The organism is Vibrio rotiferianus (assembly GCF_002214395.1).
Classification (GTDB): domain Bacteria; phylum Pseudomonadota; class Gammaproteobacteria; order Enterobacterales; family Vibrionaceae; genus Vibrio; species Vibrio rotiferianus.
In genome coordinates, this window is record NZ_CP018312.1 from 1,922,226 (window position 1) to 1,946,005 (window position 23,780).

Annotated in this window: 22 protein-coding genes and 1 tRNA gene; 9 read left to right on the forward strand and 14 right to left on the reverse strand. The window is 43.6% G+C overall.

What is annotated here, in order from left to right:
- Positions 1-13 precede the first annotated feature (13 nt).
- The 7 genes from BSZ04_RS17970 to BSZ04_RS18000 form a co-directional block, all read right to left on the reverse strand.
- Positions 14-637, reverse strand: coding sequence for a DUF1788 domain-containing protein (locus BSZ04_RS17970; RefSeq protein WP_088881048.1), 624 nt, complete (start codon positions 635-637; stop codon positions 14-16).
- Positions 638-1,228, reverse strand: coding sequence for a DUF1819 family protein (locus BSZ04_RS17975; protein ID WP_088881049.1), 591 nt, complete (start codon positions 1,226-1,228; stop codon positions 638-640). It abuts the gene before it with no gap.
- The gene (gene mads1, locus BSZ04_RS17980) at positions 1,228-1,422 is read right to left on the reverse strand and encodes a methylation-associated defense system helix-turn-helix domain-containing protein MAD1 (protein WP_088881050.1); all 195 of its coding nucleotides are present in this window, start codon (positions 1,420-1,422) and stop codon (positions 1,228-1,230) included. The genes BSZ04_RS17975 and mads1 overlap by 1 nt, the downstream gene beginning before the upstream one ends.
- Before the next feature lie 152 nt (positions 1,423-1,574).
- Positions 1,575-2,447 carry a DUF7281 domain-containing protein gene (locus tag BSZ04_RS17985; RefSeq protein ID WP_088881051.1) on the reverse strand — a complete coding sequence of 291 codons (873 nt, stop codon included), beginning with the start codon at positions 2,445-2,447 and terminating at the stop codon, positions 1,575-1,577.
- Positions 2,444-5,236, reverse strand: coding sequence for a coiled-coil domain-containing protein (locus BSZ04_RS17990; RefSeq protein WP_088881052.1), 2,793 nt, complete (start codon positions 5,234-5,236; stop codon positions 2,444-2,446). The genes BSZ04_RS17985 and BSZ04_RS17990 overlap by 4 nt, the downstream gene beginning before the upstream one ends.
- Entirely contained in the window at positions 5,230-5,799 is a 570-nt protein-coding gene (locus tag BSZ04_RS17995; RefSeq protein WP_088881053.1) for a condensin complex protein MksE, read from the reverse strand. Before BSZ04_RS17995 ends, BSZ04_RS17990 begins: the two co-directional genes overlap by 7 nt.
- Complete coding sequence (locus BSZ04_RS18000; RefSeq protein WP_088881054.1) at positions 5,789-7,066, reverse strand: hypothetical protein; 1,278 nt, start codon at positions 7,064-7,066, stop codon at positions 5,789-5,791. Before BSZ04_RS18000 ends, BSZ04_RS17995 begins: the two co-directional genes overlap by 11 nt.
- Positions 7,067-7,212: 146 nt before the next feature.
- On the opposite strand from BSZ04_RS18000, the gene BSZ04_RS18005 reads away from it, so the two are divergent.
- Entirely contained in the window at positions 7,213-8,073 is an 861-nt protein-coding gene (locus BSZ04_RS18005; RefSeq protein ID WP_088881055.1) for a helix-turn-helix transcriptional regulator, read from the forward strand.
- Positions 8,074-8,128: 55 nt separating this feature from the next.
- On the opposite strand, the gene BSZ04_RS18010 is transcribed toward BSZ04_RS18005, so the two are convergent.
- A complete protein-coding gene (locus tag BSZ04_RS18010; RefSeq protein ID WP_088881056.1) occupies positions 8,129-9,169 on the reverse strand; it encodes an NAD-dependent epimerase/dehydratase family protein in 1,041 nt (346 codons plus the stop codon).
- A 135-nt stretch (positions 9,170-9,304) separates the two neighbouring features.
- On the opposite strand from BSZ04_RS18010, the gene BSZ04_RS18015 reads away from it, so the two are divergent.
- Both BSZ04_RS18015 and BSZ04_RS18020 read left to right on the forward strand, forming a co-directional pair.
- Complete coding sequence (locus BSZ04_RS18015) at positions 9,305-10,126, forward strand: glycosyltransferase family 2 protein (RefSeq protein WP_088881057.1); 822 nt, start codon at positions 9,305-9,307, stop codon at positions 10,124-10,126.
- On the forward strand, positions 10,119-13,181 hold the full coding sequence (locus tag BSZ04_RS18020) for a glycosyltransferase (protein WP_088881058.1): 3,063 nt from the start codon (positions 10,119-10,121) through the stop codon (positions 13,179-13,181). Before BSZ04_RS18015 ends, BSZ04_RS18020 begins: the two co-directional genes overlap by 8 nt.
- Here BSZ04_RS18020 and BSZ04_RS18025 read toward each other — a convergent pair.
- From BSZ04_RS18025 to BSZ04_RS18035, 3 genes are all read right to left on the reverse strand, one after another.
- A complete protein-coding gene (locus tag BSZ04_RS18025; RefSeq protein ID WP_088881059.1) occupies positions 13,108-13,872 on the reverse strand; it encodes a hypothetical protein in 765 nt (254 codons plus the stop codon). The two genes, BSZ04_RS18020 and BSZ04_RS18025, sit on opposite strands and share 74 nt — an antisense overlap.
- A gap of 29 nt (positions 13,873-13,901) precedes the next feature.
- On the reverse strand, positions 13,902-14,783 hold the full coding sequence (locus BSZ04_RS18030; protein WP_088881060.1) for a radical SAM protein: 882 nt from the start codon (positions 14,781-14,783) through the stop codon (positions 13,902-13,904).
- A 141-nt stretch (positions 14,784-14,924) separates the two neighbouring features.
- Positions 14,925-15,092 carry an AlpA family phage regulatory protein gene (locus tag BSZ04_RS18035; RefSeq protein ID WP_231896301.1) on the reverse strand — a complete coding sequence of 56 codons (168 nt, stop codon included), beginning with the start codon at positions 15,090-15,092 and terminating at the stop codon, positions 14,925-14,927.
- A gap of 66 nt (positions 15,093-15,158) precedes the next feature.
- Between BSZ04_RS18035 and BSZ04_RS24960 the strand changes: the two genes are divergently transcribed.
- Positions 15,159-15,296 (forward strand): hypothetical protein, encoded by a 138-nt coding sequence (locus BSZ04_RS24960; RefSeq protein WP_161493762.1) that lies wholly within the window; start codon positions 15,159-15,161, stop codon positions 15,294-15,296.
- A gap of 298 nt (positions 15,297-15,594) precedes the next feature.
- Here BSZ04_RS24960 and BSZ04_RS18050 read toward each other — a convergent pair.
- From BSZ04_RS18050 to BSZ04_RS18060, 3 genes are all read right to left on the reverse strand, one after another.
- Positions 15,595-15,682 (reverse strand) — tRNA-Ser (locus BSZ04_RS18050).
- A gap of 144 nt (positions 15,683-15,826) precedes the next feature.
- Positions 15,827-16,276, reverse strand: a complete 450-nt coding sequence (locus BSZ04_RS18055; protein WP_038887190.1) for an L-alanine exporter AlaE — start codon at positions 16,274-16,276, stop codon at positions 15,827-15,829.
- 378 nt (positions 16,277-16,654) lie between these two features.
- The gene (locus BSZ04_RS18060) at positions 16,655-19,075 is read right to left on the reverse strand and encodes a hybrid sensor histidine kinase/response regulator (protein ID WP_088881062.1); all 2,421 of its coding nucleotides are present in this window, start codon (positions 19,073-19,075) and stop codon (positions 16,655-16,657) included.
- A gap of 53 nt (positions 19,076-19,128) precedes the next feature.
- Here BSZ04_RS18060 and BSZ04_RS18065 point away from each other — a divergent pair, with 53 nt between their 5' ends.
- From BSZ04_RS18065 to BSZ04_RS18085, 5 genes are all read left to right on the forward strand, one after another.
- Positions 19,129-19,740: a YecA/YgfB family protein gene (locus BSZ04_RS18065; RefSeq protein ID WP_088881063.1), complete on the forward strand. Its 612-nt coding sequence runs from the start codon at positions 19,129-19,131 to the stop codon at positions 19,738-19,740.
- Positions 19,741-19,969: 229 nt separating this feature from the next.
- Positions 19,970-20,383 carry a hypothetical protein gene (locus BSZ04_RS18070; protein WP_088881064.1) on the forward strand — a complete coding sequence of 138 codons (414 nt, stop codon included), beginning with the start codon at positions 19,970-19,972 and terminating at the stop codon, positions 20,381-20,383.
- 168 nt (positions 20,384-20,551) lie between these two features.
- Complete coding sequence (locus BSZ04_RS18075; protein WP_088881065.1) at positions 20,552-21,448, forward strand: MbnP family copper-binding protein; 897 nt, start codon at positions 20,552-20,554, stop codon at positions 21,446-21,448.
- 5 nt (positions 21,449-21,453) lie between these two features.
- Positions 21,454-22,617: a methanobactin export MATE transporter MbnM gene (locus BSZ04_RS18080; RefSeq protein WP_038887186.1), complete on the forward strand. Its 1,164-nt coding sequence runs from the start codon at positions 21,454-21,456 to the stop codon at positions 22,615-22,617.
- On the forward strand, positions 22,614-23,759 hold the full coding sequence (locus BSZ04_RS18085; RefSeq protein ID WP_088881066.1) for a TonB-dependent receptor: 1,146 nt from the start codon (positions 22,614-22,616) through the stop codon (positions 23,757-23,759). The genes BSZ04_RS18080 and BSZ04_RS18085 overlap by 4 nt, the downstream gene beginning before the upstream one ends.
- Positions 23,760-23,780 lie beyond the last annotated feature (21 nt).

Below are 23,780 nucleotides of genomic sequence, written 5' to 3' on the forward strand. Positions count from 1 at the left end.
CTTACAACTTCCTTTAACTTGCCCTATCTAAGATATTGAATGCACGATAATATTTATCATCTTCCAGGGTACCAAACAGGATTAGAGATGAGCCTTTTTCAAGAGAATGCTTATATTTACCAGGGAAAAACAACAACGTTGGTTTGTCTTTTGCCTTAATTTGCAGGTTTTCCAATAGGCTACTAGAACGGATGTATGGAAACACCTCACCAACACCAGTAATCATTAGAATATCAAAGTCACTTTCAGCCATCTTCTCTACAATTGCGGGAATCAACACCGTCTTAGTGTCAATAATGCCTTGAAGCTCTTCTTTCAGCTCATCTTTTGACATTGTTGTTTCATTCTCTAGCAACCACTCCCAGTCACCCTCTTGTCTCGAGATATCAATAACAAGATCGTAGAGATTTACTTCAAGAACTTTTACTTGCGCATCCCTTAGGTAGTTCTTAACTTGCTTGACCAGTACATTGATTTCACTCTGAAGTGAGGGCTCAAAAGGACAAATATGAAAAGGAATATCCCCGTTTAGTCCTTCCATTTTGATAAATGGGTCGCTTGATAAAACATCTGTTAAGTGCGTATATGCATCTGAGAGATTTACCTTCGTCAACACACTGTTAAACTTACCTGACATTTAACTATATTCTCCAGGGTAGATTCGCAGATAATCAGCATTACTTTGCTTTATCAACTCCTCGAGTTCCTTGGAGATTTGTTGGTGTATCATCACTTTGTTTTCATCCACTAAGCCACACTCAACTAGCATTTTGAACATGATCTGCTGAGCTTTATACCGAGACTGTTGGGTAATCTTATCTAAGTTGCTATGCCACTCTGCTTTTGCGTTCAAAAATGCGGCATAGTCTTCAGGATAAAGTTGGAACTGACTTTTACTATACTGTTCTGCGAGTACTTCAATAGCAAACTGATACGTAAACGGATATTGACGACAAATCGCCAACCAGACGAGGTGTTTTACATCGGCGTCTGACTCTGTCATCAACACTAGCTCATCATTAGTTAGCCTTTTCAATCGCTTAGAAACTTCACCATATACTGTTTTAGAGGTACTTTCTGTACGCGCTTGCAATAGGTTTTTTGCCAAAACTTCTTCACGAACTAAATCCCAATCATGAAATAGAACGTACTGCTCAGCTATGATTCTACTTTCATGGATCAACGCAGGCCTTAAGGTAAGTGACAACTTTTCATTAGTATTATTCATTATTGCTCCCCCTCTGAAGACTCCGCAGCACTGCCACTTCTTACCCATGCATCAACTTCGTCAGTTTTAAACTTCCAAAATCGACCAACTCTATGCGCAGGCAGTCCTTTCTTCTCCCGCCATGCATAGACAGTATCTTTGCTTACACCTAGGTAAGCGGCAATTTCTTCCACAGAAAGCCAGCGATCAGTCATGATAAATCCATTCTTGAAAATTAACGTGTTATTGTAACATATGGTGAACTTTCAGATACAGATTCTTAGTTGGATTAAGTCTGATTTGGTAGGGTTTGATTGGAATTTGAGCACAAAAATGAAGGTGTCAAATTAGCTTTGGAAGAGTTGACCTAAAGCCAAATCACCTCTTGCTCTAAAGCTAATCCTTGTTTCTTCATTTCCGTAACCAGCTCTCCTAGCAATGGTGATTGCTCCAGAATTCTTTGGCTATTTCGCTCGAAAGAATCAAATTCACGAGCAGTATCAACCCAAAGCTGATTTTGTCCATAACGGTTCAAAAGTTCCTTCCAGTTAGGCATCATCCAAAATTCTGCTCTTTCTTTAAGCCTCTCATTCAGGCGTCGGAAGTTATTCAGCCCGACTCCATCATAGTCAGCAAAAAAGTAGACCATCGGCGCCCTTTCAGGAACCGATAGCCAATCAATCAGTTTGTTGTGTAGCTGCCCTCGGTACCAAATAACGGTAGTGGGTTCGTTATTGGGTAGCCAATCTAGACGGTCAAACAATGCTTGGTTTTCCACCAGCCAAATAGAATGATGAGTGTTAAGATCCCTATTTCTTTCTCCACCCACTTCAAGAGAAAAAACGCCAAACTCTTCTGTCGCTACATTTAAGTGATCAGTTGGCCCTCCGGAAGACTCCCATAGCGGATTCGCAACCGCTTTAGCCAGCACGTAAGTCACATCGTGACCTACTCTTCCTTGTTTGCTGCTGCGTGTGGAGGCTATGTTTACGGCTCTTTGCGGGGCTGATGGAGACACATTTTGATTTGGTGCCAACTGCTCCAGTGTGACTTTAACCACATCCATATCTAGAATACCGTAGACAACGCCACGGCCTTTAGGAGTAACTTGTACACTCTGAGTTTTGCGGCTGAACTCTTCAAGCTGCTTCTTCTGAGATGATGTCAATGTGCTACCAGCGATGGAGTCAGGGTACACCTCGATTAGTCGCGTTAGTGCTTTAACCAATGCCTGACTCATAATGACGGCTCCACTTGTGACTGCGGCACTTCTTGGCTTTCTATTGGTTCGAAAATCTGCCAGCTATTACGGCTAATTTGGTTCTTTCCATTCGCTTGATGGATAGGCACACAATAACGAGCGGTAGTTAATGGTGCTGGTGAAGCAAAAATCAGTGCAAAACCGAACTGATTAGCAATCTCTATCAAGTTAGCTTGGTTCTTGGTATCCAAGGCCAAAGCCTCATCCAAATAACATACCGCTTTCATTTGGTGTCGCTTGTCTTGCATTAGATGGAGCATCGCAAGGCCAGTTACAAGCTTAGCCATCAATACTGTTCCGTTAGACGCCGCACTATCGATATCTTCAAATGACTCTGGTTGCTGCCCTTGCTTGGCAACGACGAACTCAAGTCTAAACAAGTCTACCACTCTTAAGCCTTGGCGTGCATTGCCTTCTTCAATCAACAGGCTCTTCGCTCGATCTAACTCCACATCATCGAGAATACTACCTTGATCAAACAGCTCGAAACTCTGACCACTTTCAGTTTGCTCTGCTTGCTGGATTAGTACATTCATCGCATCAACAAGTTGGCTCTCCTCAACTGGTTCAATTTTGAAAGTTTTGAGATCCGATAACTGCCTGTGACTGATTAGTCGGTTGAATTCCTTCATCTTACTTTGTAGTGCATAGAGTCCACTGCGCAGCTCTCTTAGACTCGCAGTGACGTTGACCACTGCCGAGCGAGCACGTCTTTCCAGTGCTTTCTTCTCATCATCCAAACAATGACTGAATTTAATAATGCCTTTTAACTCTTCATCTTGAGTTTGCGCCACCTGGAACTTAGTGAGGCCTTTTTGACTCAACTCGTTTTTCATTTGACGCAATTCTTTGGACAACTTATCGAGGTCTTTGCAATCCTCGATGTATTGTTCAAGGCGAACGGGTAGATATTCCAGAGACCATTCATCCACAATAATCCAAGGCGCATGTGGTTGCTCCGAAAGAGTGTTAAACAGCACTTGATCATCAATTCTTTGATTTTTAAGCTTTTCAACAAGTCCATCATCTGAAGTAAGCTTATTTAGCTTATCGGTAACCTCACCGATTTGATTTGTATACGCTTTGTGTTTTTCGTCCGCACTCTCAAGAGCTAAAGTAATCGCTCCTAGCTGCTTCTCCAGTGCCAGTTTTTGTTCTATTCGCTGTGCCTGGTCTTTTTTGAATTGCTGCAGCTGCTCGTAGTCCCTCAAGTCCTGTTCACACTGTTTGACTGCGGTATTTAATTCGCGCTTTGTCCTCTCAGCAGCTTCGCTTTCTCTACTTACTTCAAGCAGTTGTTTTAGTTCTGTTATTTGCTTATTAACATCGTCTATTTCCTCCACCAGCTCCTGCTCTGTTTTTTGAACATGCTGAGGAATAAGCTCCTCAAGGGAAAGTTTTAAACCTGAAAACGAGAGTTGCTCAGAAGATTCGCCATTGAGCATGTGTCGAAGCTGATTGATGTCAAACGAATACTGCGAAGGTGGCAGTTGCATTACTTGTTGGCTAAGTACTTTGTTCAGCTTTTCTAATTCATCTACATTAAGCACTTTAGAAAGATGAAGGTATAAATTGTCACCCAAAGTTTGATGTTGAGAGTGCAACCTTTGCAGCTGATCTTCTTTCTCTTTCAACTGTTTACCAATCGCAGCAGAAGAGGACCGCTGTGATTGAACACACAAGGCAGCTTGAGCATCATATTTTTGCTCCGCAGCTTTCAATTGACTCTCTAAAAACGATTGATCCGGAATCAAGGTAAACCGCTCTTCCAACTCTTGTCGCTGCTTCTCTATACGGTTTAACTCTTCCAGTTTATTGGTTAAGTCTGTACGCTCTCCTGCACGGGCAATATCTTGGCTTCGGAGATCACGTTGTGTTTGCTCAAGCTTAGTTTTTTGCGTTGATAGATTCTCAGTGAGCGTTTGAACATGACCATGCCAATCCTGCAGCAGTTCATTAACCTTTGGCTGGCATGCGGCGATCTTTCCTCGTAACGACAAGGTACGCTCAAACTTTTGTTCGAGCTCTTGAATCGTTTCCAGATTGTTAACGGCTGCTAGGTACTGCTCGCGTTCTAAATTGATATCCTGAAATGCTTTCTCCCACTCCTGCTTAAAATCGATACTGGCATTGGGCAGCTCTCGGCTAAATATCTTCAACAAATAGTTTTTCACATCACCGGAGTTTAGCTTATCGAGCCTGAGCGTTTTGGTGAGGACTTGCTGGAAAGAACGAGCGTCACTTACATGTTCAAGTTTAAACACCGTAAAATCAATGTCGCTGTTTTTCTTACTTTTTGCACCACCATAAATCGAGTGTCTGAACTCTTTATCATTGAATTTATAGACTCGATGTTTTTTTGTCGCTAAGTGGTTGACTAACTTCGGTTGGGCAACGATATTGCCATCATCCATTCGGAAATCATCTAGGTTTAATTGACCTTTGTAAGCGAAGTATTCGTAGTCATAACCTACCCCTTTACCAACACAGCCAAACACCACGGTGCCGGTTTGTGGCAGGATGACTTCTAGCAAAATGTAAGCACTGTTATTTGGGAAGTAAAAACGGCGAGCCTTCTCTAATGTATGAGAGCCAAAATCCATCCTTCTTTGGTCGATGATGAGCAGAAACTGGAGTGCGTTGATTAAGCTTGTTTTGCCATGGTTATTTGGCGCAATTAGTGACACAGAGTCATCAAGAGGAAGTTCAGCTCGCTGGTAGCCAGCACTGCCAATTAACGCTAAACGTTGAAAACCGTAACTTAGCATGATTCATCTTCCTCATAAGCGGCCACATCATTGCCGGATTTTTGTTCAGTAATAGCTTCAAAATGGTCTAGGTAGCGATATACCGAAGGCAGCAAACGCCAATGATTATTCTCTTGAGCGGCAAAGCCTTTTCGCACTGCGTTGTCGAATATCTTTGCTAGTCCATCTTGGTCGAGCTCTTCTGCATCTAAAAGCTCTTGATGCTTTTCGTAGACCTCATCTAGCAAGGCATGATCAATCGTCCATTGGTAAAACTCACCAAGGGAGCGGCCGCTATCAGCTTGATGGTCAAATATCACCATCAGCAATAGTGCTAACTGGCGTGATTGTTTATTGATGTTCTGGTTACCATCTTCATCATAGAACCAAGCAAAACCCCGTCCATCAATGCGCAAGTCAAAACCTAAGTTAGCAAATAGTTGCTGGTATTGCTCTGCTTGCTGTTCTAGCTCATGCCATAGAGCAGCATCAACCGAGCGATTTAGGTGCCGGCCAGAATTAAATAGGTTAAATAGCTCAGTCAGATGAGCCAGCTCATTTAAATCGATTTTGCTAGTTTGCATTATCAACATCCTTTGCATTTGTTGAGCCAGTCAACATCTTTATTTCGTGAGGGTGGTAGGTTACGGCTACTGTGTTCAGCGCTGTAGTACTTGAGCTCGCCCCTAATGTGCTTTGCCACTGAGGGTCGCGAACAAGCTCGTGATAGAGCCGCAACAGCTCGGCATCTGGTAGGTGCTGATAGTTTCCTCTGAGCCACGTCATTAGATTCGCGAGCGGTAGCGAGTCAGCAAGTTGTTCCCTCAAAAGCTCTTCATCAACCCAGTTGATCATTGGACTTTCAGTCGCTTCCTCTTCATCCGGGAACGGTATAGAGCTAGGTTCAAAGTCCAAGAATTCTGCCATCAACTCGCGAACCTCATTACCCAATTGAATTTTAGTCACGCGGCTACTTTTCCACATAGGCAAACCTTCGGCATTCAGTCCTCGCGCTAAACCCTTTTTACGAACTTGGCTTAGCTGCTTGCTGATCACCGCTGAAAGTTGATTGTGTTGTCTGGCTTCCTCTCTTAATGGCAACAAAGTATCGGCACATTGCTGAGCAATGACTCGTCCTTGGTATCGAAGATCTTTGACTTGATAAGCTATCTGGCGCATTGCCAACCTTTGTTGATACAAAGATCCACGCATGGAAAGTATGTCAACGGCAGTATCGAGTGCTTCTTCCGCCTTTTCTAATAAGGGGTAGAAACTACCTCCAAGACCGCTATCCATCATTTCGTTCATGGGTTCTACGTATTGGTCATACACTTCCAACACTTCACGGTAACGCCGCTCAATTGGGACACTGGTGTCCACCGACTTCGCCAATTCTGCTATTTCAAAGATTGCTTGCTTGTCTTGTGTTAGCTGTTGGGTGATTTTTCTAACCAGCTCTGACAGCCTACTCGCACCAGTACGAAGTATTTCATTGTCTGCCCCATCAAGCCCTTCTAAAACTTGGCTGGTGGCGTCTTTAATCGCATCAACTCGCGCTTTAAGTACCGCTGATAGACCTAACTCATGCTCTTGAGTTAAACCTCTGACAAAGTCCACAACTAGCGTGTTTAGCTGATAGTCGCTACTGCGATTGATAGGCTGAAGTATGTCAGCATTAACAAGACTGGTGAGTACAGTATTATTATCCGTGTTCTTGTTTTTATACTGATTAATCACCTGCTCAAGTGCTTTCAGCTCAAACGCTGGAAACTCTCTCGAAAGCCGAGTTAACTGCTCAACCACCTCCCAATGTTGGTGTAGCTGAAAGGTGAGACTTTTAGGTGCCGCCATTTGTCATTACCTAGTTTGTAAAATTAAACCCCAACAAGACGTACTCTACGTTGACTCTTGGATACCCTTAAAATAATATGACGCCAATAACTACAGGTAAATACTGATTACATATACACGTCGCATAAATAGACAGGAGTTAGATGATGAGCAAATGGCCAATACGCTGGGATCTACTGTTCCGCTACAGAATGATAGAAGTCATCGCGCTGTGGGAAGGACGTTTAACAACCAACCACCTGATTAAGAGCTTTGGTATTGGCAGACAGCAAGCTTCGAAAGACATCAACACCTATCTAACCGATATCGCTCCAGGAAATCTTGTTTATGATAAACAGCTGAAAGGCTACAAGCCCAGTGATACCTTTAGCCCACAAGTAACAAAGGGGCATGCTGATGAATATTTGCACATTCTTTCAAGAAGTGAAGATATGACCATCACATTTAAAGAACTGGATATGGGTTTTGAAAATGTTGCCATGATTCGCCCTATTACTCGCAATATATCACCACAAGTCTTGCGTCCTTTAGTTCAAGCTATTAGAGAAAAGAAACGTGTCGACATAAGCTACACATCACTCAAAGACGGCGTTGAAGTTGAGCGGATCATTTCACCACATACATTAGTTTGCACCCCTCTCAGATGGCATGTTCGGGCCTATTGTGAACATGCTAAAGATTATCGCGATTTTGTGCTCAGCCGTATAAGAGGCATTCCATGCCTTGAGGCTAAAAATGTAATGGGGAAGTCCAACGATGACCGTTGGAATACTCCCCTCGCTATTGAGTTGATGCCGGACCCGAGATTGACAGAAGCTCAGGCAGCTGTCGTTGCCCACGACTACGGTATGGAAAATGGCACACTCACAATTCCAACCAATGCTGCGTTGGTTCGCTACATTCTCGATACCTACAACATCGATATTAATGTGCTAGATTCGAACCCTAAAGGTCAGCAGATTATTGTGAGGAACTTTGAAGAGCTGAAGCCGTATTTGTTTTTTTAGGTGCGTATGCATACTTTAAAAAGCACACAGCGCACATTTGTAGTTCAGCATAAAACTATATGGACTTAGCAGCACTCTTGAATTGCTGCTGAGAAATTTGCCGATAATCACTGTACCATTCTACAAAAGCGGCAACGCCTTCGTGGAATGGCACTTGTGGCCTAAACCCAATTGCATCAACAAGTTCTTTTACGTTAGAGTATGTTGTGTTCACGTCCCCCACCTGCATTGACTTCAATTGCCTTATCGCCGTGACCCCCAGTTTACATTCCAACAAATCAATCATGTCTGTGAGTTTAACTGGAGCCCCGCTACCAACATTAAAAATCTGATATGGCGCTGAACTTTGGGCAATAGTTTCGTTAGCTTTTAACCACTCTTGGTCTTTCTTGGGAATTTTCTTTGTTACTCGAACTACCACTTCTACAACGTCATCGATGTAAGTAAAGTCCCTGTATAGCTCCCCGTCATTGAAAACATCGATCGGCCTTTTTCCAATCATTGCCTCTGCAAACTTATAGAACGCCATATCGGGACGACTCCAGGGGCCGTAAACGCTGAAAAAACGTAGCCCTGTCGTTGGTAACCCATACATATGAGAGTAGCTATGAGCCATTAACTCATTTGCCTTTTTAGTTGCAGCATAAAGAGAAACTGGGTGATCCACATTGTCATTTACTGAAAACGGTATTTTTTCGTTTAATCCATACACAGAGCTCGATGACGCGTAGACCAGATGTTTAATTTTGAAACCACGACACGCCTCTAGGACTGAAAGAAAACCCATTAAGTTGCTCTCGCCATAGACCTTAGGTTCTTCAGAAGAGTAACGTACGCCAGCCTGCCCTGCTAAGTGAATAACGCAATCAAATTGCTCCTCATCAAATAGATGTGTCAATTCGTCTGAGTTTTCGACACTCATACAGTGAAATCTGAACCTTACACCTCCAACCCATTCCAGCCTCGCTTTTTTAAGGCCAACGTCGTAATAGTCATTGAGATTGTCAACGCCGACCACATCGTATCCATCAGCACAAAGCCTGCGACAAATATGGCTACCGATAAAACCGGCAGCACCCGTTACAAGTGTTTTCATAGCCTTCCCGTGCTTGATAAAAAACAAATCAGAGTACAAATGTTGATCAAATACTCATAAATGTCAGTTAGTTACATCATACATTCAACAAATTGATTATTATAATCAATTTAATAACCAATCAAAGTCCTATTAATGAACAGTGTCATTGTGCTTATCGCTACAACGCCCAGGCTTTCACTACTTTCAGAACATGCGCTTCCTTCTGTCATCAATCAAACATGCCAACCTAAAGCCGTTGTGCTCGTATCAGATACGCGCTCACTAGATGAGAAGGAAGTAGAAAACCTTCGCTCTGAACTCAAAAGTATTACGCTGCATGTGTTAGTCAATTCACGTGCGTCCGGCGCCGCTGGCAGCTGGAATACCGGTATCAACTATATCTCTGATAACTTTCCAAATAGCTATATCGCTATCATCGATGATGATGATGTTTGGCAGCCTGAGCATCTATCTTCTTGCCTGCTTAGGAGCGAAGAAGGAAAAGTTGATATCGTTCTGTCTGGTATCAATGTGAATATTGATAACAAAACGGTTGCTACCAATATTCCCAAAGACCTCAAGGTCAGTGACTTTCTAGTTGGTAACCCAGGATGGCAAGGTTCAAATACCTTTATTAAAACCGGACTTGCTACCAAAGTTGGTGGTTTCACTGATGGTTTAACCAGTGGAAATGATAAAGATTTTGCGATTCGAATTTTAGAGTCCAATTTGGCTACTATTCGTTATACCAATACAGCGACCGTTGATTGGATGTGTAATCAATCACCCGATGCACTTTCTGCCCCAGGTTCAAAGCAGAAACTGCGTGGGTGTGCGCAGTTTCTAAAACTTCATGGCGAAAAAATGTCACGAAGTGAGATGGAGATCTACTTCGAACGCACCGCTGCACTGTTTGCACTTTCTAAGAACGATATATTAGACGAAATGGAACTGTTGGAGAGTGTCAATGGCTAACTTTTACTCGCGCGCTCCCATTAAATACACTAAGATCTTGTGCGATCGTAATTTGCAAGTTTTACACACTTCTTCACCAGAATTTGACTCTGCTGAAGTAGTAATCGCCATTGCCCACAAAAACCAACCACAATATCTCATTCGAGCACTTAACAGCGCTATAAATCAGTGTCTCACTCAAAAGCAGGTTGCGCGCATCGTTGTACTGGATGATAGCTCAAATATAAGTTGGCCATCAGAAGCAAGTGCTTTACTCCACCATCCAGCTGTTACCCTCTTGCAGGCAGAATGCGGGTCACCAGCTAGGGCACGTAACCTTCTCTTAGACTGGGCAGATACACAGCCATGTATACAATGGGTTGCAAGATTAGACGCTGACGATGAACTGTTTGCTAAAGATAGTCTACATGGGCTTTGGAATGCTGTTCGCGATACAGATAAAGTAGCGGCTCTGGGAAGCAATAAGCTGAGAAAAGGAGGGGTAATTCTCCAAAATGATAATATCACAAATCCAAACGAGCTCTGTAATCACCTAAATTTAGCGAGATTTATCGATAATTTTGCTTCTGCCAAGCAACAACGAGAGCTCCCTTCATGCAACCTATTACTGAAGACCAATCTGGGTATCAGGTACCCAAATATCAGAAGCGCAGAAGACCACTGGTTGGTCACTAAACTATTAATGCTAAATGCTTCCAAGGTAGCCGTTTGCTCTTATCCTATTTATGCCATCTACTCTCTTGATGGAGAAGATACGAAGACAAATAAGTCTAACGAAATTTGGCGAGAGCAGAGAAATAGGCTTGCCTATGTTGCGAGAACATGGAGCACTCTATTGTCTACCAATCGCCATCTGTTAGGTGTTGGTATGGAGGGGGCGGTTTGGCTGCAGCATAATCAAGTGGTTAAGGAGTTCTACCCTTGGGCTATTTCAGATACCGAAGTCCGAAGCCTGAGAACCTTACTCGCCGAAAAAGACCTTCCTATTCCAACGGTGACTTGGAGAAAGTGTAATGGTCTTTGGCAGTATCGAACCCCCTTCCAAAGTAATGCAATAACTAATGAGAAGCTTTCCGAAAAATCCATTGTAGATTACCTCAAAAAACTCTATCACGCTGGAGTTTGCACTCTTAATATCAAGCGAGATAACTTAATTGTCACTCCACAAGGAGATCTGGAATACATTGATGTCGGAAAGGACATACAGCCTCTCACGTCCTCACGCTTTCGGGATATGTGTGTCCGTATCTACTCTATTGGAATACTGGCCAATGCTGACGAAGAACTAGTGCGTCGGCTGAGTTGGCGAAGACAAGATGATGCTTTAATGAGCCTTCCCGGATTCGAGCAGTTTTACCGCAAGTTGGTCACAGAGCTTCATCCACAATGCGTCGAACCTTGCCGTAACCTAACACCGACGGCCTCTTGTAAGAGTGACTCTGTAACTCTAATGATCAAAGCCTGCGCACAAGATGCTGAAGTACTTACTGACCAAGTACTTCATATCGTGACGCAGCTGCGCTACCCAGTTAATTTCGCAAAAACAATTCTTCTGATTGATCCTCACGAGGGGAGGTTTTTACGCCAGTATTCGAACCCAAATCTAGCCTCCGTTATTGAACAAGCCGAGACGCTTAGAGACGATGGGCTAATTGACTCTGTACTAATTTCCCCTACAAGCGCAACAACCATAAATACAACGTATGAAAAATGGTTTGCACATTCTGATTGTGGAACAACACATACCATTCAAAATGCTCCCTTATTCCCTCAGATCTGGGGGTTTGACCAAGTTAAGACTCGATATGTGCTGCAGTGTGATTTAGACGTGCTTATTGGTCGCCGCAATTGGAATCATGATTATATCGCCGACATGATCTACGCCTGTGAGCCTGAGGATGTGCTTGCCGTTGGCTTCAATATTCCAAAAATCAGCTCTAGTTTTAATCCTTATAAAGGAGAGCCAGGTGAATTTGCTCCCGAAGTCCGTTTCGGACTCTTAGATCTTGCTAAGATTCGCAATCAACTACCAGTTGATAATCCTATAGACGAGGGCAAGTTCACTCTCACCTGGCATCGTGCACTACAGCAAGCAATGAAACGTAGAGGACTTCGCTCTGTACGTGGTGGAGATCCACAAAGTTACTACGTTCATCCTAGAAACGAACACAAACACTTTTCTGAACTTTCATTGGCGAGGGATCTAATTTCCCAGGGAAAAGAGCCTACAAGGCAACATGAGGAGTTTGATTGGGTACCCGGCAATCATTGGCAATATGAGCAAAGGCACGAAGAAATCGTTTTTTTATTGAAAGGTAGGTACACGGACCATGCCCTGCTAAGACGCTGCCTGGAGTCATTGCGGAATCAGACCAATCAAAGCTTCGGTATTATACTCATTGACGATGCCAGTGGCGCCGCTCATAACTGGTGTTATCCAATGTTGTTGGATGAGCTGCAAGCTAAAACCACATTGGTAAGGCGTAGTTCTAATACTGGGAGAATGCCAAACTTCATATTGGCAATAAAAGAAATCTGCCAAGATCCTAGCACCCTGGTTGCAGTGTTAGACCAAGATGACTGCTTAATGCAACCCAATGTTGTTGATGCTTTGTATGCGGCCAAGAAACAGGGGGCGGACTTAGTTCAGATGCCTATGTTCCGCCCTAATAAACCACTGCACTTATACCAGCCAGATTATACTCGTCCTAGACTTTCTGCCGGTGCAAATGTATGGAGCCACTTAAGAGTCTTCACCAAAGCGTTGTTTGAACAAGTTCCTGAGGAATATTACAAACATAAAGATAGCTCTGAGTGGTTCGATTCGGCTACAGATTATTTAACCATGTTACCTATGGCGGAAATCGCAAAAGCTCCTATTTACTTAGACACAGGCTACACCTATTGGCACATGCGCAAAAAGCTGGGCCAAGGTGAAAAAGAGCGCAATAACAAAATGGTTCAAGAAATTATTTCTATGCCTACACTTTCTCAGAAAAAAGTAGAGCTTGTTGAGCCAAAGCCAGATTTTTTTGAAGACGGTTTACCTCACTAGACAGCTCATTGTCGTAAAGCCACCAGTTTGGGGAGGTGTACCTCCCCCTTAAAACAAAAAATAGTGGCTCGATAGTTTTTAAGCTCGAATAATCAATATGCTCCAACCACGTTACTGGCTTAACCTCGGATAGCTGTTTCAATAATTGCGTCGCTTCTTCTTTTGGTAAGCTTGGCAACGACTGAAGCTTTGACAAAATACGATTGCTTGTTGCATCATTGGCTGGCTCATGATGTGCTAACTTCATTACGTAGCCTGGCCAATTTAATTTGTCCATCCAACAAGAAGCGAGACGTCGTTCTCCCAGCCAGTTATGGTATGCCGCAGGCAGGGCTTTCCGTCGATCATAATCTACAGGCCTCTCTAGTGAAGGCAGCAAAGTCATCCGACTAACATTTATCGTGACACCAAATTCAAGCATTGTCTTGAGAGTGAGCAGACCGATTGACGGTTTACACCCCAATAGGCTTTCAAATTCCTTGCCATGTGCCTCTAGCTTGTCACAAAACAGTTTGCTTGGCACCTCGCCTTGAACAAGAACGCCGGACTTGATACCTGCCAACTTACTATTAGTAATCACTAAATCAGCGCTTAAATCGATGGTCAAGGGTTGATTAAATCGGATAACTTTCTCATGTTTTTTGATGACTAAGTCCCCCGGACCATTGCCAACAATATGCCATTCATCCACTTTCTATACCTTTTGAAATCAAGCAAGCTCTAACGCTTTTGGTTGCTTTCCCACTCTTGATAAATCTTATTCCATGTTGCTGAAGTATGCTGCTCAAATATCCTAGGGCGTAGTTTTGGTGGAACATAATGGCCATCTCGAAATCGTCCACATAAGCCACAATTACGCCTCATTAGATCATGCATTTCATCATCACTGGATGGTAAACGCTGCCGTCCACCTTTTAGGTTTAATACTCGGTCAATACCACCAGCAACCGCACAAGGGTAATAACCCTGAGGCGTTAGACCTAAACCGCAAGTCTTTGCGATATCACAGCCGTTCGAGAAATCACTAAACTTGTGGTACCAGCTATCAACAGGAGCTAAGTTGAATGGGCCAAAATCTGGTTGGACGGAATCCGTTTTCGCTGAGTTTTCAATACACAACCACTCTGGCAGCATCGATATTACTTTGTTGACGCGACGTCCATGGCCGTTAGTGACAAGCTGAATAGTCAGAGCAGGATGAGCAAGCTTCAGGCGATATAACTCCGAAAGGATCTCGCTGAGCTCGGGATGGAGCGTTGGTTCTCCACCTAATACACGTATTTTTCGCCAGTGTTTATTCTGGCTTAGACTATCGTCAACAAAATGGGTTATTTCATCAAGTCCAATATGTGTTTTCGATGGGGCTTGGGCTGAAGAGCGATTACAGTTATTGCACTTCAAGTTACACTGGTAGGTGATATCTATTTCAATCAAGTCATCAGCAACCTGATATTGGTAACCCATCAACTTAGTCATTGGCTTCTGAACGCGAATCCATCGCCAAAAAGCTTTTAGCTTGAACATAAACTTAACAACATAAAACCACTTCTGAGGGTAGCCACGCGAGTACTTAAATGGTTCTTCACCACGACGCAAAGCCACAATGACCTCTCTTTTAATTTTGTTGTAAATGCCTTCGCCAAACGATATATCAACCTAACACAATGATATGTCGCTTGTTATCATCGTAAGATAAGGCACTTGTTACATACAAGCAATTGTTACACGGCCTAGTAAAAATACTCAGATATTTACCCGCATCGTGCGGCTTAAACTATTTAAATCACGAACCTCAAGCACACCCTCCATCCACTCATCGACTTCACTTTCAACCCAAGCTACGGCCCTATCCCCTAAGCTAATGGACTGAGGGAGTTGACCTTCATTCATTTTTCCGTAAAGTGCGCACAATCAAAAATTCTTCAGGTATATGTCATCTCTGTGAATCCATTCCATGACTGATACAGGAACCTGCATATGTCTCAATTTCTCCATTACGGTAGTTTGTTACCTCAAAAAGAATATGAGTACCGTATGCCTGAAGAAACCGCTGAAATACTCAAAGATCGTTATATTCGCGGTGATGCTTTTTCAAATCACTATAGATTGACTTAATGTCTTCTAAGGTTGGGAGGGTAATTTTTTTGTATACGGATTGCTAGTTCAGATGTGAGTCTAACCGCTTGAAGGTAGTCTCATGTTTTGAGGCTTAATGTGGGCTGGTGGTACTTACCATCAACTCTTAGATTCCAGCGGAACGAACAAACGCCTGTCCTACTGGTAATAAGATAAAGTGATTTTTTAGAAGATAGCCTTTGATTCGATAACATGTGTTAGCTCCAGTGTGGGCTAGCGTTATCTCAATAAGCCTTAAAAACGAAAAAAGGCCTGATAAATCAGACCTCTTAGAATGTGGCGGTGAGTGAGAGATTCGAACTCTCGATACGTTGCCGTATACACACTTTCCAGGCGTGCTCCTTCAGCCACTCGGACAACTCACCGAATCAAATTGTGGTTAGCATCATTGGCTAACGAGGCGCTAATTTAATGATTATGTGCCTGATGGTCAAGGCTAAACATGAAAAAAAGCGCCCTTTTGCGTTTGTTTGCTCACTATCTAGCTAAATTGTGCAAAACAGGGACAATTAGGCCTCTTGATAGTAACCAGGAACGCGGAACCAACGGCGGCATTGGTCAAGGAAGTAACCGTAAAGTACGCCCATACCACAAGACACAACCGCATTACTCGCTACTGCTGTAATGATTTGATCAGTAGAAGCGCCTACCGCGAATAAGATGCCAGCATAGACTGGTGATTGGAATAATACGTAGGCTACCAAGTCAGAGACATTCTTCATAAATGATGAAGGTGAAAGCTTGTTGCCTTGGCGCAATACCCAATCACGGAACATGCCATAAGGCCAAGCAATCGCGATATTGACTGGAATAGACAATGTACGTGATGCCAGAGACTGCTCGAACGTCATACCCGAGATCAAAATCTCGATGATCATCCCGGTGATAAAACAAAAAACCACCATAGCGAAAGTATCTGCTGCTGCATTACGAATACAGAATGGTCCACGAGCCTTCATTACAACCTCTAAAATCAAACACCAATTTAAGTGACATCTATAAAATCTTTCACTACACCAAAAGCGACATAGCAGTTCATATCGCCATTAGAGCACAACAATTGCAGTTTATGATCTCGTTTTTAAAATACAGAGGTAAATTAATGACTACTTTCAAAACCCAAAGTGGTCAAAATCACTAAAAACAGGAACTCTGGCCAAAAAACCGCACCAAAATGGAGTTAAATAACGTAATTTAATTACTTAATAAGAACTTAGATGAGGAAAAACACAAGAAAAGTAGTTGTAAATATGGCAGGTGAGCGGAAAAAAGATCGCCTCATGCTGCTTAGCATGAGGAAATCAGGATAATCACTATAAAGCGGGCATCCTTGTGTCTTACAGGTCTGCTAACAATACGGTTAAGCTGTCTATATCTTCTTGCTTGGGTGGCTGCGCTTGCGACAAGTAGGACTCGATACTTTCCGCTAATTCTGCGAGCTGTTGCTGCAAGCTGTGAGGAACAGAGGCATGAATCCTTGCCAGTGTTTGGCTAGCTCCTTCTAAATCACTGTCTTCTAGCGCGACGTAGAACTCAAGCAACAAAGACTCCGTGTTTAGTGGTTTTTCTGAAGATTGAATGCCTTCAGGGTGATATTGATAAAGCCGTTGAGAGTGACGATATAGCGCGTCATCCAGTTCTGATTCAACAATAGGTTTCGCGATAATATGATCAGCGCCTACCCCCATCATTCTTTCTTGAGTCTCTTTGAACACGTCTGCGGTACATCCAAAAATCAGCACCGACTTAGAAGCAGATTGAGAGTTCCTAATGACCGATATTGCGCCAATACCATCAAGAACTGGCATATGGTTGTCCATTAAAATCAAGTCGAACTGTTGCTTCAGCGTAATGTCGACTGCCTGCTGACCATTTTCTACAGCGGTACATTCGAAGCCTTTATCTTTTAAGAAGCTTTCCATGATAATGGTGTTCGTTCGATTATCTTCAACAATAAGGGCTCTGAGCCCCTCACAGTTGATCTTGTGCCGATTTGTCGTTTCAAGTTTACCGGGCTCACAGGAATCAAGCTTCAACTCAACCGTGAATTTGGTACCGACGCCCTCCCTACTCTGTACATAAACCCCACCTCCCATATGTTCAGCAATCTGTTTCACTATCGCTAAACCGAGACCAGTACCACCATAGCGACGAGTTGTGGAAGATTCTGCTTGCTCGAATGGACGGAAGATCCTCGCTTGTGCATCGGATGAAATACCAATACCTGTATCTTTTACGCTAATGATCAACTTGTTGGCGCCATCATCCTGCTTTTCGTCAAGTTCAACTTCCACATATCCGGAGTCAGTGAATTTCACTGCATTATTCAACAAGTTAAATAAAACTTGCCTTAATCGCGCTTTGTCATTGTTGTACCAACGACCATGAGGCAGGTTTGAGGTAATTTTGAACTGTAAGCCTTTTTCGGCACAAAGTGTATGGTAAACACTATTGATACTGCCCAGAATGGATTCTATCGGGAATGGAGTGTGGTCAAGCTCAATATGACCTTGCTCTATTTTCGAGTAATCCAAAATCTCGTTGAGCAGTGTCATCATATGATCACCAGAATCGTAAAGCGTATTGAGGTGCTTACGCTGCTCATCATTTAACGGCGTTTTAAGCAGGATTTGAGCGGTACCCAAAACACCGTTCATTGGTGTACGAATCTCGTGGGATAAGGTGGCCAAAAAAGCGGTTTTAGCGTTGGTTGACGCTTGTGCTTTCACACGCTCTCGCTCTAGGTAAACCGTTTTTTCATTAAACTTACTGATCAGGTGACCAATCTCGTCATCACTTTCATAATTGATATCGATAATGCCGCCTGTTTTAGAATCATCGACCTTTTGGGCAATTCGCACAATTGGTTCCACGATATACCGATTAAGCAAGTAATAGCCAACTAATACGCAAAGAAGTAGAAATGGAATAATCCCGCGTTCCACACTCATTACTTGTTCAAACACCTGATCCGCCACTTTAACTTTGGCGTTAACAACATCAAGCTGCCAGTTGAACTCACCAAAATCGAGCTCACTGATATAGATATTTTTGGATAGATTGAAGTTGTGCTCAACGATCACCTGCTCATCCGCATCACGGATCACGACTCCCAAAGAGTACTGATTGGTGTGTTCACGGATAAATTGGAATAACGCTTCCAAAGAGAGGTCGACAGTCGCTACGCCTGCAAACTCACCATTGCGATAATAAGGCGAAGAAGCCGTAATCATCTGTACTTGTGTAAACGTATCGATATATACGCTTGACCAGCTCACAGCCCCTGCTGGTGCTCCTGCCACAGATTGATACCACGGCTCATTGTCATACCCTCCTGTTTGAGGGTTATTATAAGATTGGATCTGGTCGAGACCACCAGCATCATTTTTATTGAAAAATAGACTGGTGTAACGCCACTCTTCATTGTCTAAGAATGGTTTAGGCCACAGCCCTCCGCTGACAATAATGTCATCGCTAACGGCAAGTAATTGAGGAATGGTATCTACCAGACTGACTTGGTGTGAGCCTGTCTGACCGAGGCCGACTAAGCTTTGCACCAACCCAATAGAGCTAGTGAGGGGCTGCTCAATTTGTGAAGCGAGTAATTGAGTTCTTAAATCTAGATTTTGTTCGAGTTTGGAACGGACAGGAGGCTCCACCACTAAATAGGCCACACTACCAATAGTTGCGATGAAGAACCCCAAATACACTGTTAATGCGAGGATACTTTTCTTTCTTAACGAGGAGCGTATTTCCATAGCAGCTAACGAATCCATCCCTAATATCGATTTATCTAAAATTGATTGGTAAGATGTTCGCAATCAACCAGTCCATTAACAAATGGTATTCTATTTTGAAACTACAAGACATCCTTTCTCTTCCAGAACTTGATGGGAAACTACTAAACCTAGCGAAAACTCAAGGCTTCGTAACAGCAATGGCATCTGCGCCGAATGTTCTGAACCCTCAAGAATGGCTACCATTCCTGTGGGGTGGTGAAGAGACCGCACCTTTCTCTGATGGAGAGCAGCTAGAACAGTACATCGATGAGATTGTTCAAATGTGGAACCAAACTCGTCCTGCTTTATTGGAAGGCAGTTGGCAATGGCCTGAAGGCTGCGCTCTGGACGAAGGTGAAATCGTGACGGAAGCAACTCGTGATTTCTGTGAAGGTGTTCTTCAGGGATGGCAATTGGCTCGTGATGATTGGGAAACCTTAATGCCAGAAGATAGTGAAGACAGCGCATTACTTGGCGGTGTGCTGCTATCTCTAACCATGCTTTACGATCCTGAAACAACTATCACAACTCTTGCAGAACAAGGCATGGAAGGCTTAGAGCAATTTGAAGAGATCTTCAATGCGATGCCAGTAATGCTTTCTGGCCTAACTCAACGTGGCGTCACATTGGCAGAACAAGAGTAATCATAATTTATTTAAGCCACTGACTCTCAGTGGCTTATTCTATCAATTCATCTCTCCTCATTTCCTTTCTCAAACCCGCAGCAAAAACATTCGAACAATCCATTGGTGTCACCATTTTATAAAAACAACATTACAATTCCTTAATTTCTTTGTTAGTATCCGCGCCGAATTTGGTTAATTGAATGTTGCAATGCACACAGTAAGAAATCAGCATATAAAAGAAAAAGTAATGGCAGTTTATGTCATTGCTGCTTTGCTGTTTCAGATTTACCTGTTGGCAACCGTAGCACTTAACCCATCACAAGTTCATAACAACAACTGGTTATCTGAAGCTCAGGATGAAAAAGTCCTACTCTGTACTGCAGAAGGCTTCAAGTGGGTCGACATTAAAGAACTTATCGCCGACAACGCCATGCCTATTTCACCGGATAGTGAGATTCACGATCCATTAAAGTTCAGTTGCCCTTTACTGGATGTGTGCCAGTTCGTTATCGCTATCATGGCGATGATTCTAGCGGCTATCATTCTTTGGCTTAGTCGCGTTACTCCGCGCTTTAATACCGATTTACCTATTCAGTGCCAGCAAAAGCTTTACCTTGCTCTCGCGCCAAAACAATCCCCACCTCAGACTTTCCTTGCTTAATTCGACGCTCCTACGTCGATATCAATAATTCAAATAACAATACACCTAAGTAGCCTCGAGATGCTTGGGTATCAATGACCGCGTTTAACCAAAACAGCGGCACAATTTCGCACGTACTTTTTTTGGAATTCAAATCTGACTTGCGAAAATAATTAGAAAGGAAAGTCTATGTTCAACCGTATTTCAACTGCAAAATCTCTATTTACCACAATCAGTTGCGGGGTACTCGCCGCATGTGGTGGCGGTTCTGACTCTAACTCAACGACAACCCCAGAAACCTCACTACAAAATGTCACGCTTGAGTTTAAAGCTCGTGTTGGTCAACAAGATATTCAGTGTCAACTGATGGAAAATGCAATTGCAGGCACTGCCAATACAAACCCAGAGTTTAAAGATGTCCGTATGTACCTTTCTGAAGTCGAGTTGCTTGACAACAATGGCGTAGCAACGCCTCTTGAGCTGATTCAGGATGGCAAATGGCAATACAAAAACGTTGCACTGTTAGACTTTGAAACTGGCTCGGACAGCTGTGCAAATGGTAACGCAGCACTTAACCATCAGATCAAAGGTCAAATACCCCAAGGTAACTATACTGGGGTTCGCTTTACCTTAGGCGTTCCTGCTGTGCTCAACCACTACGGGATTGACGGTGACGACGCTATCTCACCATTGGATGTAATGGGCATGAACTGGAGCTGGCAAAACGGGCATAAGCATCTGCGTATGGATGTGAATGGTTGGAATATTCATTTGGGAACCACAGGCTGTGAAGTCGTGGATGCGACACAGGAAACCATCGATTGTGCCTCGTCTCGTCCAAATCGACCAATCTACCAATTTGATGACTTCGACGCCGCAACCAATGTGATTGTGTTCGATTATCAGCGCCTAGTCGCTAACAACGACATTACCTTTAATACCCCAAATACGCCTCCTGGTTGTATGTCGTCTAGCACAGACCCTGATTGCCAAGGCATCTATGACAACTTAGGTCTAGATTTGGAGACCGGCGAATGCACTGCTGGTAACTGTAGTAGCTCTCAAGCTTGGGTTTCAGTGGAGTAATTGTTATGTCAGTAAACCAGAAGTGCGGTTTGCTGGCATCGCTCACGATTTTTGCCATCGTAGGCTGTGACAGCGAATCGGATTACACCGTGATACCACCCAACGCCGAAAATGAATTTGGCTTTGACTTTCAAACGGGCTCACTTCCACCACCTAAAGAGCCAGCAGATAACCCTGCGACAGAGGAAAAGTTTCAACTTGGACGTCATCTTTTTTATGACAAGAACCTTTCTGGCAACCAAACCATGTCGTGCGAATCTTGCCACCAGCAAGCGTTAGCATTCTCAGACGGTGTAAAAGTGCCAACGGGCTCGACAGGAGAAGTGTTACACCGCAACTCACAAACGCTAACTAACATCGCTTATAACGCTTCTTACACTTGGGCAAACCCGATCTTGAAAGAGATCGAACAGCAATTGGTGATCCCTTTATTTGGTGAGTTCCCTGTCGAGATGGGCATCAATGATGCGAACCGAGAAGAGATATTGAACCGATTCCGTCGTGAAACGGCGTATCAAAATATGTTCAATGCGGCTTTTCCCAACGAGCAAGACGCTGTCACGTTTCCTAATGTGATCAAAGCGCTTGCCGTCTTCAACCGAGCCTTGATCTCTAAAGACTCAGATTTTGATCGCGGCACCATGAGCAGCTCAGCGATGCGTGGTCAGGATCTGTTTAACAGCGAGAAAATGGAATGTTTCCATTGCCATAATGGCTTCAATTTTAGCGATTCAACCTTGCATGATGACTCTGTATTTGTCTCCCGCCCTTTCTTTAACACGGGGCTTTACAACATTGATGGCAAAGGCAGCTATCCCATTGCAGACAATGGCTTGTTCACCGTCACTCAAGATCCAAAAGACAAAGGGAAATTTCGCCCACCCACGCTGAGAAATATCGCCTACACCGCGCCTTATATGCATGACGGTAGTATCGCGACACTCGGCGAAGTGTTGGATTTCTACGCCAATGGTGGTCGTAACATCACTTCTGGTGAGCATCAAGGAGATGGCAGAAAGAACCCAAATAAGAGTGAATTTGTCAAAGGGTTCACCCTCAGTGCACAAGAGAAACAAGACATGCTGATGTTTTTACATGCTCTGAGTGATGAGACATTTATCTCTAACCCTCGCTATGCGAACCCGTTTACTCAAGAGGATAAGTCATGAAGCAAGTGCTAATTACTATGGGCAGCTTACTAGTGGCGCTCCCTTTACAGGCTAAGCAAGCTCAAACTGATTGGCTCGATGAGGTCGATATACAGTCAAACCTTTTTGCTCAAGTTGGCTACTATCAGACCGACAGAGAGACGGCATACTCAATTCCAGGTGTGGTGACGGATGCAAAAGCCTTTCACTACGAAGAAGGATTGCAGCTGATGCATGGCGAGCTTGGGTTCTTGGCAAGCCTAGATAACGTTCTAGCGGCAAAACTTATCATTGGTAGTCACCATGGCGAGTCTATAGAACTTGAAGAACTATGGCTGCAACCCCACCTGCATCAAGATTGGACACTACGCATAGGTCGTCAACTCAGCCCAATAGGGTTATATAACGGTGTTCACGAACACGACTGGCGTTTTATTGATGCTTCACTAACCCAGCAAGCGTTTCTTGGTAGTCAATACAGCGATGATAGTGTTCAGTTGACCTTTGCTCAAAACCGTTACGACACCACTATTTGGCTTGGTCGTGGCAGCGAGTACCCTGCCCAATACGATAGTAGCTCCGCTTCGCCTGCCGCCTTTGGTTTGACTGCCAATTGGTATCAACTGAGAGCGGATTACCAACTGCAAGTGATGGCAAGTGCGGCTTATTTTAACGCGACTTCGCGAAAGCAAGCGGAAAATGATGGTCACAGTCATGTTCACACCGCCTCTAGCAACTTAACCTATGACGGTGATACTACCCTGTTGACCTTCGGCGCCGATCTAAAGTGGAACAACTTTAACTGGCAAGTGGAATGGATGGGCCAAAGGCTAAATGCCACTCTAACGGATTCACAGCAAATTCGAACTGAGCTAGATGCATTTCAACACGGTGTGTCTACACAGTTAAGTTGGCAGTACCAAAATCTTGAGATGGGCGCACGTTATGACTGGTTACTAACAGACAATGAGGTAACCAAAACCAACGCTGAATTCGAACAGGTTTTAGATGCTAAAGGTCATGCTCCACAGCGTATCAGCGCTATTGCTAACTGGCACTTTGCTATGCATCAACTTTTGAGATTTCAAACCAACTACGAATCCATTCTTCAAACCAAGCAAACTGCATTTTGGCTCGTCTACCAAGGCAACCTCACTTGGTAAACCAACAACAATTAACGGAAA